The 13,009-nt window shown below is 64.7% G+C and carries 10 protein-coding genes and 2 rRNA genes; 4 read left to right on the top strand and 8 right to left on the bottom strand.

Going from position 1 to position 13,009, the window contains the following annotated elements; genetic code table 11:
- Positions 1-53: 53 nt before the first annotated feature.
- The 3 genes from OG299_RS29785 to OG299_RS29775 form a co-directional block, all read right to left on the bottom strand.
- Positions 54-3,176: ribosomal RNA gene (locus OG299_RS29785) — 23S ribosomal RNA — on the bottom strand.
- Positions 3,177-3,460: 284 nt separating this feature from the next.
- Positions 3,461-4,985, bottom strand: a 16S ribosomal RNA gene (locus OG299_RS29780).
- The 16S and 23S rRNA genes sit together here, the layout of an rRNA operon.
- A gap of 541 nt (positions 4,986-5,526) precedes the next feature.
- The gene (locus tag OG299_RS29775; protein ID WP_327363139.1) at positions 5,527-6,168 is read right to left on the bottom strand and encodes a DNA-3-methyladenine glycosylase; all 642 of its coding nucleotides are present in this window, start codon (positions 6,166-6,168) and stop codon (positions 5,527-5,529) included.
- 111 nt (positions 6,169-6,279) lie between these two features.
- Here OG299_RS29775 and OG299_RS29770 point away from each other — a divergent pair, with 111 nt between their 5' ends.
- The 3 genes from OG299_RS29770 to OG299_RS29760 all read left to right on the top strand — a co-directional run bounded on the left by OG299_RS29770 (position 6,280) and on the right by OG299_RS29760 (position 8,300).
- The gene (locus OG299_RS29770) at positions 6,280-7,062 is read left to right on the top strand and encodes a sporulation protein (protein ID WP_266630575.1); all 783 of its coding nucleotides are present in this window, start codon (positions 6,280-6,282) and stop codon (positions 7,060-7,062) included.
- 51 nt (positions 7,063-7,113) lie between these two features.
- A complete protein-coding gene (locus tag OG299_RS29765; RefSeq protein ID WP_327363138.1) occupies positions 7,114-7,647 on the top strand; it encodes a YbhB/YbcL family Raf kinase inhibitor-like protein in 534 nt (177 codons plus the stop codon).
- Between the two features lie 149 nt (positions 7,648-7,796).
- Complete coding sequence (locus OG299_RS29760) at positions 7,797-8,300, top strand: HNH endonuclease (protein ID WP_266630572.1); 504 nt, start codon at positions 7,797-7,799, stop codon at positions 8,298-8,300.
- Between the two features lie 69 nt (positions 8,301-8,369).
- Here the strand turns inward: OG299_RS29760 and OG299_RS29755 are convergent, their stop codons facing one another.
- The 4 genes from OG299_RS29755 to OG299_RS29740 all read right to left on the bottom strand — a co-directional run bounded on the left by OG299_RS29755 (position 8,370) and on the right by OG299_RS29740 (position 11,685).
- Positions 8,370-9,146, bottom strand: coding sequence for a sulfite exporter TauE/SafE family protein (locus OG299_RS29755; protein ID WP_266630571.1), 777 nt, complete (start codon positions 9,144-9,146; stop codon positions 8,370-8,372).
- Positions 9,147-9,251: 105 nt separating this feature from the next.
- On the bottom strand, positions 9,252-10,235 hold the full coding sequence (locus tag OG299_RS29750) for an SPFH domain-containing protein (protein WP_266630569.1): 984 nt from the start codon (positions 10,233-10,235) through the stop codon (positions 9,252-9,254).
- A 93-nt stretch (positions 10,236-10,328) separates the two neighbouring features.
- Positions 10,329-10,757, bottom strand: coding sequence for an NfeD family protein (locus tag OG299_RS29745; RefSeq protein ID WP_327363137.1), 429 nt, complete (start codon positions 10,755-10,757; stop codon positions 10,329-10,331).
- 127 nt (positions 10,758-10,884) lie between these two features.
- Complete coding sequence (locus tag OG299_RS29740; RefSeq protein WP_136227123.1) at positions 10,885-11,685, bottom strand: ABC transporter ATP-binding protein; 801 nt, start codon at positions 11,683-11,685, stop codon at positions 10,885-10,887.
- Positions 11,686-11,830: 145 nt separating this feature from the next.
- On the opposite strand from OG299_RS29740, the gene OG299_RS29735 reads away from it, so the two are divergent.
- A complete protein-coding gene (locus OG299_RS29735; RefSeq protein ID WP_327363136.1) occupies positions 11,831-12,613 on the top strand; it encodes an Rv1486c family protein in 783 nt (260 codons plus the stop codon).
- Positions 12,614-12,705: 92 nt separating this feature from the next.
- Here the strand turns inward: OG299_RS29735 and OG299_RS29730 are convergent, their stop codons facing one another.
- Positions 12,706-12,951, bottom strand: a complete 246-nt coding sequence (locus OG299_RS29730; RefSeq protein ID WP_323179109.1) for a chaplin — start codon at positions 12,949-12,951, stop codon at positions 12,706-12,708.
- Positions 12,952-13,009 lie beyond the last annotated feature (58 nt).

Below are 13,009 nucleotides of genomic sequence, written 5' to 3'. Positions count from 1 at the left end.
GAAACCAGCAACTGTTCGTTGCTTCAGAACTAACACAGTGGACGCGAGCAACTGAGGACAAGCCCTCGGCCTATTAGTACCAGTCAGCTCCACCCGTTACCGGGCTTCCACATCTGGCCTATCAACCCAGTCGTCTACTGGGAGCCTTACCCTCTCAAGGAGGTGGGAATACTCATCTTGAAGCAGGCTTCCCGCTTAGATGCTTTCAGCGGTTATCCCTCCCGAACGTAGCCAACCAGCCATGCCCTTGGCAGGACAACTGGCACACCAGAGGTTCGTCCGTCCCGGTCCTCTCGTACTAGGGACAGCCCTTCTCAATATTCCTACGCGCACAGCGGATAGGGACCGAACTGTCTCACGACGTTCTAAACCCAGCTCGCGTACCGCTTTAATGGGCGAACAGCCCAACCCTTGGGACCGACTCCAGCCCCAGGATGCGACGAGCCGACATCGAGGTGCCAAACCATCCCGTCGATATGGACTCTTGGGGAAGATCAGCCTGTTATCCCCGGGGTACCTTTTATCCGTTGAGCGACGGCGCTTCCACAAGCCACCGCCGGATCACTAGTCCCGACTTTCGTCCCTGCTCGACCCGTCGGTCTCACAGTCAAGCTCCCTTGTGCACTTACACTCAACACCTGATTGCCAACCAGGCTGAGGGAACCTTTGGGCGCCTCCGTTACTCTTTGGGAGGCAACCGCCCCAGTTAAACTACCCATCAGACACTGTCCCTGATCCGGATCACGGACCGAGGTTAGACATCCAGCACGACCAGAGTGGTATTTCAACGGCGACTCCACAACCACTGGCGTGGCTGCTTCAAAGTCTCCCACCTATCCTACACAAGCCGAACCGAACACCAATATCAAACTATAGTAAAGGTCCCGGGGTCTTTCCGTCCTGCTGCGCGAAACGAGCATCTTTACTCGTAGTGCAATTTCACCGGGCCTATGGTTGAGACAGTCGAGAAGTCGTTACGCCATTCGTGCAGGTCGGAACTTACCCGACAAGGAATTTCGCTACCTTAGGATGGTTATAGTTACCACCGCCGTTTACTGGCGCTTAAGTTCTCAGCTTCGCACGCCCGAAAGCGCACTAACCGGTCCCCTTAACGTTCCAGCACCGGGCAGGCGTCAGTCCGTATACATCGCCTTACGGCTTCGCACGGACCTGTGTTTTTAGTAAACAGTCGCTTCTCGCTGGTCTCTGCGGCCACCCCCAGCTCACGGAGTAAATCCGATCACCAGTGATGGCCCCCCTTCTCCCGAAGTTACGGGGGCATTTTGCCGAGTTCCTTAACCATAGTTCACCCGAACGCCTCGGTATTCTCTACCTGACCACCTGAGTCGGTTTAGGGTACGGGCCGCCATGAAACTCGCTAGAGGCTTTTCTCGACAGCATAGGATCATCCACTTCACCACAATCGGCTCGGCATCAGGTCTCAGCCTTAATGAGGGACGGATTTGCCTACCCCTCGGCCTACACCCTTACCCCGGGACTACCACCGCCCGGGCTGGACTACCTTCCTGCGTCACCCCATCGCTTACCTACTACAAGTCTGGTTCGTCGGCTCCACCACTTTCCTTTCCCCGAAGGGTCCGGAACGGCTTCACGGACTTAGCATCGCCTGATTCGATATTGGGCGTTTCAAAGCGGGTACCGGAATATCAACCGGTTGTCCATCGACTACGCCTGTCGGCCTCGCCTTAGGTCCCGACTTACCCTGGGCAGATCAGCTTGACCCAGGAACCCTTAGTCAATCGGCGCACACGTTTCTCACGTGTGTATCGCTACTCATGCCTGCATTCTCACTCGTGAACCGTCCACAACTAGCTTCCGCTGCTGCTTCACCCGGCACACGACGCTCCCCTACCCATCACAGCGGGCGTTGGCCCTATTGCTGCAATGACACGACTTCGGCGGTACGCTTGAGCCCCGCTACATTGTCGGCGCGGAATCACTTGACCAGTGAGCTATTACGCACTCTTTCAAGGGTGGCTGCTTCTAAGCCAACCTCCTGGTTGTCTCTGCGACTCCACATCCTTTCCCACTTAGCGTACGCTTAGGGGCCTTAGTCGATGCTCTGGGCTGTTTCCCTCTCGACCATGGAGCTTATCCCCCACAGTCTCACTGCCACGCTCTCACTTACCGGCATTCGGAGTTTGGCTAAGGTCAGTAACCCGGTAGGGCCCATCGCCTATCCAGTGCTCTACCTCCGGCAAGAAACACGTGACGCTGCACCTAAATGCATTTCGGGGAGAACCAGCTATCACGGAGTTTGATTGGCCTTTCACCCCTAACCACAGGTCATCCCCCAGGTTTTCAACCCTGGTGGGTTCGGTCCTCCACGAAGTCTTACCTCCGCTTCAACCTGCCCATGGCTAGATCACTCCGCTTCGGGTCTAGAGCGTGCAACTCAATCGCCCTATTCGGACTCGCTTTCGCTACGGCTTCCCCACACGGGTTAACCTCGCTACACACCGCTAACTCGCAGGCTCATTCTTCAAAAGGCACGCAGTCACGACCGTCATTCCGAAGAATGACGGCGACGCTCCCACGGCTTGTAGGCACACGGTTTCAGGTACTATTTCACTCCGCTCCCGCGGTACTTTTCACCATTCCCTCACGGTACTATCCGCTATCGGTCACCAGGGAATATTTAGGCTTAGCGGGTGGTCCCGCCAGATTCACACGGGATTTCTCGGGCCCCGTGCTACTTGGGAGATTCTTAAGCAAGCCGCTGATGTTTCGTCTACGGGGGTCTTACCCTCTACGCCGGACCTTTCGCATGTCCTTCGACTACATCAACGGTTTCTGACTCGCCGACCGGCCGGCAGACCGATCAAAAGAATTCCCACAACCCCGCATGCGCAACCCCTGCCGGGTATCACACGCATACGGTTTGGCCTCATCCGGTTTCGCTCGCCACTACTCCCGGAATCACGGTTGTTTTCTCTTCCTGAGGGTACTGAGATGTTTCACTTCCCCTCGTTCCCTCCACACTGCCTATGTGTTCAGCAGTGGGTGACAGCCCATGACGACTGCCGGGTTTCCCCATTCGGACACCCCCGGATCAAAGCTCAGTTGGCAGCTCCCCGGGGCCTATCGCGGCCTCTCACGTCCTTCATCGGTTCCTGGTGCCAAGGCATCCACCGTGCGCCCTTAAAAACTTGGCCACAGATGCTCGCGTCCACTGTGTAGTTCTCAAACAACGACCAGCCACCCATCACCCCACCAGACAAGCTGGCGAGTTCACTGGGGCCGGCACTGAAGACATGACCTTACGGCCGTACCTTCAGGACCCAACAACGTGCCAAGCACCAGTCAGTCATCCGTCTCCTCTTTCCACGCCGAAGCAGTACTCGAGAACCATCAGACCGTCTGGTGCCAACTAATCAACGTTCCACCCATGAGCTGACCGTGCAGAACGTTTGTCTGCAATCGGTACTGTGCTCCTTAGAAAGGAGGTGATCCAGCCGCACCTTCCGGTACGGCTACCTTGTTACGACTTCGTCCCAATCGCCAGTCCCACCTTCGACAGCTCCCTCCCTTACGGGTTGGGCCACCGGCTTCGGGTGTTACCGACTTTCGTGACGTGACGGGCGGTGTGTACAAGGCCCGGGAACGTATTCACCGCAGCAATGCTGATCTGCGATTACTAGCAACTCCGACTTCATGGGGTCGAGTTGCAGACCCCAATCCGAACTGAGACCGGCTTTTTGAGATTCGCTCCACCTCACGGTATCGCAGCTCATTGTACCGGCCATTGTAGCACGTGTGCAGCCCAAGACATAAGGGGCATGATGACTTGACGTCGTCCCCACCTTCCTCCGAGTTGACCCCGGCGGTCTCCTGTGAGTCCCCATCACCCCGAAGGGCATGCTGGCAACACAGGACAAGGGTTGCGCTCGTTGCGGGACTTAACCCAACATCTCACGACACGAGCTGACGACAGCCATGCACCACCTGTATACCGACCACAAGGGGGGCACTATCTCTAATGCTTTCCGGTATATGTCAAGCCTTGGTAAGGTTCTTCGCGTTGCGTCGAATTAAGCCACATGCTCCGCTGCTTGTGCGGGCCCCCGTCAATTCCTTTGAGTTTTAGCCTTGCGGCCGTACTCCCCAGGCGGGGAACTTAATGCGTTAGCTGCGGCACCGACGACGTGGAATGTCGCCAACACCTAGTTCCCAACGTTTACGGCGTGGACTACCAGGGTATCTAATCCTGTTCGCTCCCCACGCTTTCGCTCCTCAGCGTCAGTAATGGCCCAGAGATCCGCCTTCGCCACCGGTGTTCCTCCTGATATCTGCGCATTTCACCGCTACACCAGGAATTCCGATCTCCCCTACCACACTCTAGCTAGCCCGTATCGAATGCAGACCCGAGGTTAAGCCTCGGGCTTTCACATCCGACGTGACAAGCCGCCTACGAGCTCTTTACGCCCAATAATTCCGGACAACGCTTGCGCCCTACGTATTACCGCGGCTGCTGGCACGTAGTTAGCCGGCGCTTCTTCTGCAGGTACCGTCACTTTCGCTTCTTCCCTGCTGAAAGAGGTTTACAACCCGAAGGCCGTCATCCCTCACGCGGCGTCGCTGCATCAGGCTTTCGCCCATTGTGCAATATTCCCCACTGCTGCCTCCCGTAGGAGTCTGGGCCGTGTCTCAGTCCCAGTGTGGCCGGTCGCCCTCTCAGGCCGGCTACCCGTCGTCGCCTTGGTGGGCCATTACCCCACCAACAAGCTGATAGGCCGCGGGCTCATCCTTCACCGCCGGAGCTTTCAACCCCCGCCCATGCAGGCAGGAGTATTATCCGGTATTAGACCCCGTTTCCAGGGCTTGTCCCAGAGTGAAGGGCAGATTGCCCACGTGTTACTCACCCGTTCGCCACTAATCCACCCCGAAAGGCTTCATCGTTCGACTTGCATGTGTTAAGCACGCCGCCAGCGTTCGTCCTGAGCCAGGATCAAACTCTCCATGAATGTTTACCCGTAATCGGGTGCACACGCACTTAGAGCGGGTCAATCATGTCGGAATAAGACCGACTGACCACTGCGTCCTCGCTGTGTAATTGCCTGCAAGCATCACGGCGAACCGCGACCTCACAGGTCTTTTTCAAAGGAACCTCATCCACCGAAGTGGACGGGGTATCAACTTTTGGCGTTGATTTTTGGCACGCTGTTGAGTTCTCAAGGAACGGACGCTTCCTTTGTACTCACCCTCTCGGGCTTTCCTCCGGGCTTCGTTCTTCGTTTCCAACTCTACCAGATCATTTCCGTTGTCGTTTCCGACTTGGATTTGAATTCCGGTGGCCGTTGGGGGCCTTTGCCTTTCGGCGTTCCACCACTTTAGCGCTTATCCCTTGCGGCTCATAATCGAGCCACCGGATTCGAATTCGGGCATGCCGAAATCGACCCCGCCAGGGGTACGTCGTAGGTAGTGGGTTGGCCGCTCCGGGGGTCTGCTGACAGCAGTGCCCCGTTCAAGCGGCTCGGGCTACGTTAGGCGTCTGCCAAGGGCGAGTCAAGTTGAGCGACGGCGTGGCGCGTGGGCGCGATACGGGCTCACCGTCGGGTCGTCGGTGATCCAGTAGCGGTAGGGGTGGCCCGCGCCGGCGCCGCCGACGCCCGTGCGGGGACCGTTGCTCACCAGGTCGGCCGAGGTGGCGGTACCCGTCAGGAGTGCCAGGGGGGATTCCGGACCGGCACAGAGGTCGGCGCCGTCCAGGGACCGGTCCACCGCCAGGGCCGTGGCCAGGCGGGCCGGGCCTTTGGCCAGTTCCTTGTCGCTTCTGGCTGAAAGTCGACGTTTGCGAGCCAGGTCCGCACCCACGGTGATCTCGCCCGCGCGCACCAGGACCCCGCTCGCGTGGTCCGGTGGGCCGCACACCAGGTTGAGGCTGAACCACATGCCGTAGATGAAGTAGACGTACGCGTGTCCGGGAGGACCGAACATCGATGCGTTGCGCCGGGTGCGGCCCCGGTAGGCGTGGGAGCCCGGGTCGGCCTCGCCCTCGTACGCCTCCACCTCCGTGATGCGGAGCTCGAGGGGGCCTTCGGGCGTACGGCGGACCAGGGTGCGGCCGAGGAGGTCCGGGGCCACCGTGAGGACCGGCCGGTCGAAGAAGGACCGGGCCAGGGGCGTACGGTCGGGGCGCGCGCTCATCCGGTCGAGCGTAGTGGAACGCGCGCACCTGCAACCGGGGCCTAAGGTTCCGCGTTTGTCAGTGTGTACTCGTAAGCGGTAGTCGCACGAGCCTTCAAGGGGAGTCAGAGCATGGGGTTCAAGAAGCTGTTCGCGGCGCTGGGTGCCGGCGGTGCTTCGGTGGACACGATCATCACCGAGCCGAACGTGGTGCCGGGCGGGATCGTCCAGGGTGAGGTCCGCATCCAGGGCGGTTCCGTGGAGCAGCAGATCGAGGGCCTGTCCGTCGGTCTCCAGGCGCGGGTCGAGGTGGAGGGGAACGACCAGGAGTACAAGCAGGACATCGTCTTCACCAAGCAGCGCCTCGGCGGGGCCTTCCAGGTGCAGGCGGGCGCCCTGCACGTGGTGCCGTTCGGGCTGGAGATCCCGTGGGAGACGCCGATCACCCACTTCGGGGGTCAGCACCTGCACGGGATGAACATCGGGGTCAGCACCGAGCTGGAGATCGCGCGTGCGGTGGACGCGGGCGACCTCGACCCGATCAACGTGCACCCGGTGCCGGCGCAGCAGGCGATCCTGGATGCCTTCCGTCAGCTCGGCTTCGGCTTCCGCAGCGCGGACATGGAGCGCGGTCACATCCGCGGGACGCGCCAGACGCTGCCGTTCTACCAGGAGATCGAGTTCCTGCCGCCGTCGCAGTACCGCGGGCTGAACCAGGTCGAGCTGACCTTCATCTCGGACGGTCGTGAGATGGACGTCGTCCTGGAGATGGACAAGAAGTCCGGGCTGTTCTCCGAGGGCAGTGACACGTACCGCTGCTTCCAGGTGGGTCTGCAGTCCTACCAGGAGACCGACTGGGCGGCTTACCTCAACCAGTGGATCGCGTCCGTGGGTTCGCAGCGCAACTGGTTCTAGGCTCGGGGCCGGTACTGGTTCGGTACCGGTTCGCGATCAGGAGGTTCAGCAGTGGCCGAGCAGAACAGGGCGCCTCTTCCGCACGACTTCCACCCTCAGGTACACGCGTTCTCCGTGGAGAGCGTGGACCTCGAGCCCGGTGCGGACCTGGGTGACGCCCAGGTCCTGCGGGGCGGGAACGTCTCGCCGCATCTGCGGTGGGAGGGGTTCCCGGAGGGGACGAAGAGTTTCGCGGTGACGTGCTTCGACCCGGACGCCCCGACGGGCAGCGGGTTCTGGCACTGGGTGCTCTTCGATCTGCCCGCGTCGGTCACCGAGCTGCCGGCCGGGGCGGGGGGCGGGAAGTTCGAGGGGCTGCCCGCCGGGGCCGTGCACGTACGGAACGACTACGGCACGAGGGACTTCGGCGGGGCCGCTCCGCCGGCCGGGGAGCGGCACCGGTACGTGTTCACCGTGTACGCGGTGGACCAGGAGAAGCTGGGCCCCGGGGCGGACGCCACTCCGGCTGCCGTCGGATTCAATCTGCGTTTCCACTCCTTGGGGCGGGCGCAGTTGATCGGTGAGTACGAGGCCCCCGCGGGCTGATCGTTCGCCGTGCGTTTGCCCGGTCCTGGTCTAAAGACGACCAGGACCGGGCATTTTTATTGCGTTGTCCCGCGTGGCGCGCGCGGCCAGAGTGGTTGCGGGCCCTGCCGCCATGGTGGTCGCGGGCCTGCACACGGGAGGTGGGCGAGATGCGGGACACGCTGGTGCTGAATGCGAGCTTCGAGCCGCTGTCGACGGTGACGCTGAACCGGGCTGTGGTCCTGGTGCTCCAGGACAAGGCCGTCGTCGAGCAGTCGCATCCGGAACTGCGTGTGCGCGGTGCCTCCATGGATCTTCCGCTGCCCCGGGTGATCAGGTTGTGCCGGTACGTACGGGTGCCGTTCCGAAGACATGCTCCCTGGTCACGGAGGGGGGTGTTGGTCCGGGACCAACACCGGTGCGCGTACTGCGGGAAGCGCGCGACGACCGTGGACCACGTACTGCCCCGGGCCCAGGGCGGTGGGGACACGTGGTTGAACACGGTCGCCTCCTGTGCCGAGGACAACCACCGCAAGGCGGCCCGGACTCCGGAGGAGGCGGGGATGCCGCTCCTGCGGAAGCCCTTCGTGCCGTCTCCGGCGGACGCCATGCTGCTGGCCCTGGGGGTGGGGGGCCGCGATGCGCTGCCCGACTGGCTGGAGCGTTCCGCCTAGTCCGGCCGGTCCGGCTCGTCCGGCCACATGATCTCCGGTGCGCTGGGCGACGTAATTCCGCTACGTCGCTCAGCGCAGCAGCAGCTGGACGATCGCGATGACGCCGACCGTCACGATGACCGCGCGGAGCATGGTGGGCGACAGGCGGCGGCCGACCTTGGCGCCGATCTGGCCGCCGAGGGTGGAGCCGACGGCGATCAGGAGCACGGCCGTCCAGTCGAACTCGGCGACGAAGAGGAAGAAGACGGCCGCGATGCCGTTCACGAGGGCGGCGATGACGTTCTTGACGGCGTTGATGCGTTGCATGTCCTCGTGGAGCAGCAGGCCCATCAGGCCGATGTAGAGCACGCCTTGCGCGGCGCCGAAGTAGCCCCCGTACGCGCTGGCGAGCAGCATTCCGGTGAGCAGGGCCGGGCCGCCGTCGGGGTGTCCGGTGTCTCCTCCGGCGGCTTCCTGGCGCTTGCGCAGGGCCGCCGCGAGCCGGGGCTGGAGGATGACGAGCACGAGGGCGAGTCCGATGAGGACGGGCACGATCGTGTCGAAGGAGTCCGACGGCAGGGTGAGGAGCAGGACGGCGCCCGCGAGTCCCCCGACGAGGGAGACCGAGCCGAGCCGGATGATGCGGCCGCGCTGGCCCTGGAGCTCCTTGCGGTAGCCGATGGCCCCGCTGATGGAACCGGGCACCAGGCCGAGGGTGTTGGACACGTTGGCGGTGACCGGCGGGAGTCCGGTGGCGAGCAGCACCGGGAAGGTGATGAGCGTGCCGGATCCGACGATGGTGTTGATGGTGCCGGCGCCGATGCCGGCCGCGAACACCGCCACTGATTCCCAGATGGACATGGACATGGACTGGGCCATCCCCTTTGCATGAGTGAGTCGCCTCCCCGCCATGAAGGTCGAGGGGCCTCACTGATCATGCAGGAGGGGATGCCGGTCCGGGGCGTGCGGGGGTCAGTCGATGGGGGGCTGCTCGCGCCGGTCCGTGCCGTTCGCGCCGTTGCCGGCGCCGTTTCCGTCGGACTTGCCGGAGTTCTGCGGGTTGAAGCCGGAACCGCCGCCCATGGGGCCGAAGTTGCCCATGGCTCCCGAGAGGCCCTTGAGGGCGTCTCCGATCTCGCTGGGCACGATCCAGAGCTTGTTGGCGTCGCCTTCGGCGATCTTCGGGAGCATCTGGAGGTACTGGTAGGCGAGGAGCTTCTGGTCGGCGTCGCCGGCGTGGATGGACTCGAAGACCGTACGGATGGCCTGCGCCTCGCCCTCGGCGCGCAGGGCCGCGGCCTTGGCCTCGCCCTCGGCGCGCAGGATGGAGGACTGCTTCTCACCCTCGGCGCGCAGGATCTCGGACTGCCGGACACCTTCGGCCTGGAGGATCGCGGCGCGCTTGTCGCGGTCGGCGCGCATCTGCTTCTCCATCGAGTCCTGGATGGAGGTCGGCGGCTCGATCGCCTTGAGCTCGACGCGGTTGACGCGGATGCCCCACTTGCCGGTGGCCTCGTCGAGGACTCCGCGCAGGGCCGCGTTGATCTCCTCGCGGGAGGTCAGCGTCCGCTCGAGGTCCATGCCGCCGATGATGTTGCGCAGGGTGGTGACGGTGAGCTGCTCGATGGCCTGGATGTAGCTGGCGACCTCGTACGTCGCGGCGCGGGCGTCGGTCACCTGGTAGTAGATGACCGTGTCGATGTTGACGACCAGGTTGTCCTGGGTGATGACCGGCTGCGGCGGGAACGGTACGACCTGCTCGCGCAGGTCGATGCGGTTGCGGATCGAGTCGATGAACGGGACGACGATGTTGAGGCCCGCGTTGAGGGTGCGCGTGTAGCGGCCGAAGCGTTCGACGATGGCGGCGCTGGCCTGCGGGATCACCTGGATCGTCTTGACCAGTGCGATGAAGACCAGAACCACCAGAATGATCAGGACGATGATGATCGATGACATGCGGTTCCCCGTGCCCTTCCGGCTGTCTGTGCTGCCCCGTTGGGCGAGTCTCGCAGACCTCGCCGCCGCGGGTCGGCTCCTTGGCTCACAAGCTCACATCACGACCGCGGTGGCCCCGTCGATCTCCACGACGTCCACCTGCTGACCCGGTTCGAAGCTGCTCTCCGCGTCGAGGGTGCGGGCGGACCAGATCTCGCCGGCGAGTTTGATCCGGCCTCCGCTGCCGTCGACGCGTTCGAGGACGAGGGCGCTTCTGCCCTTCAACGCGTCGATTCCGGTGCGGTGTTGGGGCCGCTGCTCGCGGTGGTGGTTGGCGATCGAGCGGACGACGGCGACGAGCGCCACCGAGACGATGACGAAGACCAGGACCTGGGCGACGACTCCGCCGCCGAAGGCCGCCGTGACGGCGGCCGCGACCGCGCCGACGGCGAACATGCCGAACTCCGGCATCGCCGTCAGGACGAGCGGGATGCCCAGTCCGACCGCGCCGATGAGCCACCACAGCCACGCGTCGATGTTCACATGGTCATGGTAGGTCCGGCGGGCACGGTCGGGACAGGGTGCGACCGCGCCCGTACGGGCGGTGGCTGCCCGGTACCTGGCCGACTCACCCGGGGGGGGTGTCGTGCCCAGGTCCGGCGGGCACGCCCTAGCGCAGCGGGAGGCCCTGGGCGGTCCAGCGGTCGTGGTCGTTGCGCTCGACGACGAGGGGGAGGCCGAAGCAGAGCGAGAGGTTGCGGGAGGTGAGCTCGAGCTCGATCGGGCCCGCGGTGACGACCTTGCCCTGGCGGATCATCAGGACGTGGGTGAAGCCGGGGGCGATCTCCTCGACGTGGTGCGTGACCATCGCCATGGACGGCGCGAGCGGGTCGCGGGCGAGGCGGCCGAGGCGCCGGACGAGGTCCTCGCGGCCGCCGAGGTCCAGACCGGCGGCGGGCTCGTCGAGGAGGAGCAGCTCGGGGTCGGTCATCAGGGCGCGGGCGATCAGCGTGCGCTTGCGCTCGCCCTCGGAAAGGGTGCCGAACTTCCGGTCGAGGTACTCCGTCATGCCGAGGCGGTCGAGGAAGGCGCGGGCGCGCTGCTCGTCGATCTCCTCGTACTCCTCCTGCCAGGTCGCCGTCATGCCGTAGGCGGCGGTGAGGACGGTCTGCAGGACGGTCTGGCGCTTGGGGAGCTTGTCGGCGAGCGCGATGCCGGCGACGCCGATGCGCGGGCGCAGCTCGAAGACGTCGCTGCCGGGCTTGCCGAGGGTGCTGCCGAGGATGGTGGCGGAGCCCTTGGTGGGGAAGAGGTAGCTGGAGGCGAGGTTCAGCAGCGTGGTCTTGCCGGCGCCGTTGGGGCCGAGGATCACCCAGCGCTCGCCCTCCTTCACCGACCAGGAGACCTGGTCCACCAGAGCCCGGCCCTCGCGGACCACGGATACGTCCACCAGCTCCAGAACATCGCTCATGAGCGTGTTGTCTCCCCTTGCAGTCTCGGTTTCGTCTGTGCACCGGTAGGCGCAGCCCCAGGGGAAAACCTACGCCACTCGGCGAGGGGTCCGGGCGCCAGGTGGGCCGCGGGTACGGATCCGGGGTGATCCGTAAAGTGGGGGGATGCTTTTCGAACCACGTTCAGGGCGGTTGGCCGCCTGGGGGAACGCACTGCTGGCCGGTTTGGTCTCGCCCGACGAGGCCGTGTTGTCGATCGTGGGCGAGGACGCCGTGCACCGGGTGGAGGGGCTGCCGGGCGAGTCGGGTCCGGTGGGCCTCACGCTGGCGCTCGGGCGGATGCGGACGCTGGGGGTGAGCGGGCTGCGGGTGGCGCTGCCGGCGCCGGGGCATCCGCTGGGGCTGAGCGGGCCGGCGGAGTTCAATGCGCGGGCGCTGGATGCCGAGGAGGCGGTGGTCGGGGTGGGTGCGGCGCTGGGCCTGGTGCCGGAGGTGGCGGAGGCCGGTCCGCAGGGGGACGTGCACGTCTCGGTGACCTGGCACTGCCTGCCGGTACGGGAGGCCCCGCCGGCGGACGTGCCGTCGCTCGGTGAGGCGGAGCGGGAGCTGGCGGAGGCGCTGCGCGAGGCGACGGTGGTGCTGACCCGGCTGGACGTGGCGGGGTCGGGGCCGGTGGCGGAGGCCGCGCTGTCGGCGTACCGGGCGCGGGCGGAGGCCGGGCGGGAGGTGCTGGCGCCGGGGTACCCGCCGCGGGCGGTACGGGTGCTGGCGCTGGCGCAGCGCGTGGACCTGCTGGTGTCGCTGGCATACGAGCACGGGCCGGGCGGTGCGGTGGCCGCCTCGGAGATGGCGGCGCGGGCGGAGGCCCTGCGGCCGGTGGAGCGGGTGGCCCGGCGGGCGCTGGTGGCGGCGTACAACTCGGCGGTGGAGGAGCGCGAGCGGGGCTAGGGCCTGGGCCTGGGCCAGGAAGCACCCCTGCACGCGCCGCGGCCCCGCTTCCCGGGGAGAGGTGGGGGGAAGCGGGGCCGGTGGAAGGGGCGTCAGGCGTTGACGCCGGTGTTGCCGAAGGCGCCGTTCAGCAGGCCGATCACCGTGACGGTGTTGCCGACCACGTTCACCGGGACGCTGACGGGGGCCTGGATCAGGTTTCCGGAGACGACGCCGGGCGAGCCCGCGGCCTCGCCCTCCGCCGACGCGCCGCCGTGCGCCGAGGAGACGCCGGCGCCCGCGGCAAGGAGGCCGCCCGCGATCATGGTGACGGCAGTGGCCTTCTTGAAGTTCTTCACGTTCTTGGTCCTCCAGTACGTCTGCCGCGGCCAGCCGCCGCGGCACGTCATGAAGAAC

The organism is Streptomyces sp. NBC_01296 (genome assembly GCF_035984415.1).
GTDB lineage: Bacteria > Actinomycetota > Actinomycetes > Streptomycetales > Streptomycetaceae > Streptomyces.
Note: the sequence above shows the minus strand (reverse complement) of the source record. Positions and strands in the feature narration are given on the sequence as shown.

Coding starts and splice junctions, on each gene's coding strand:
- OG299_RS29775 (WP_327363139.1), bottom strand. CDS start 6,168: ATGAGCGCGCGCCCCGACCGTACGCCCCTGGCCCGGTCCTTCTTCGAC.
- OG299_RS29770 (WP_266630575.1), top strand. CDS start 6,280: ATGGGGTTCAAGAAGCTGTTCGCGGCGCTGGGTGCCGGCGGTGCTTCG.
- OG299_RS29760 (WP_266630572.1), top strand. CDS start 7,797: ATGCGGGACACGCTGGTGCTGAATGCGAGCTTCGAGCCGCTGTCGACG.
- OG299_RS29755 (WP_266630571.1), bottom strand. CDS start 9,146: ATGTCCATGTCCATCTGGGAATCAGTGGCGGTGTTCGCGGCCGGCATC.
- OG299_RS29750 (WP_266630569.1), bottom strand. CDS start 10,235: ATGTCATCGATCATCATCGTCCTGATCATTCTGGTGGTTCTGGTCTTC.
- OG299_RS29740 (WP_136227123.1), bottom strand. CDS start 11,685: ATGAGCGATGTTCTGGAGCTGGTGGACGTATCCGTGGTCCGCGAGGGC.
- OG299_RS29735 (WP_327363136.1), top strand. CDS start 11,831: ATGCTTTTCGAACCACGTTCAGGGCGGTTGGCCGCCTGGGGGAACGCA.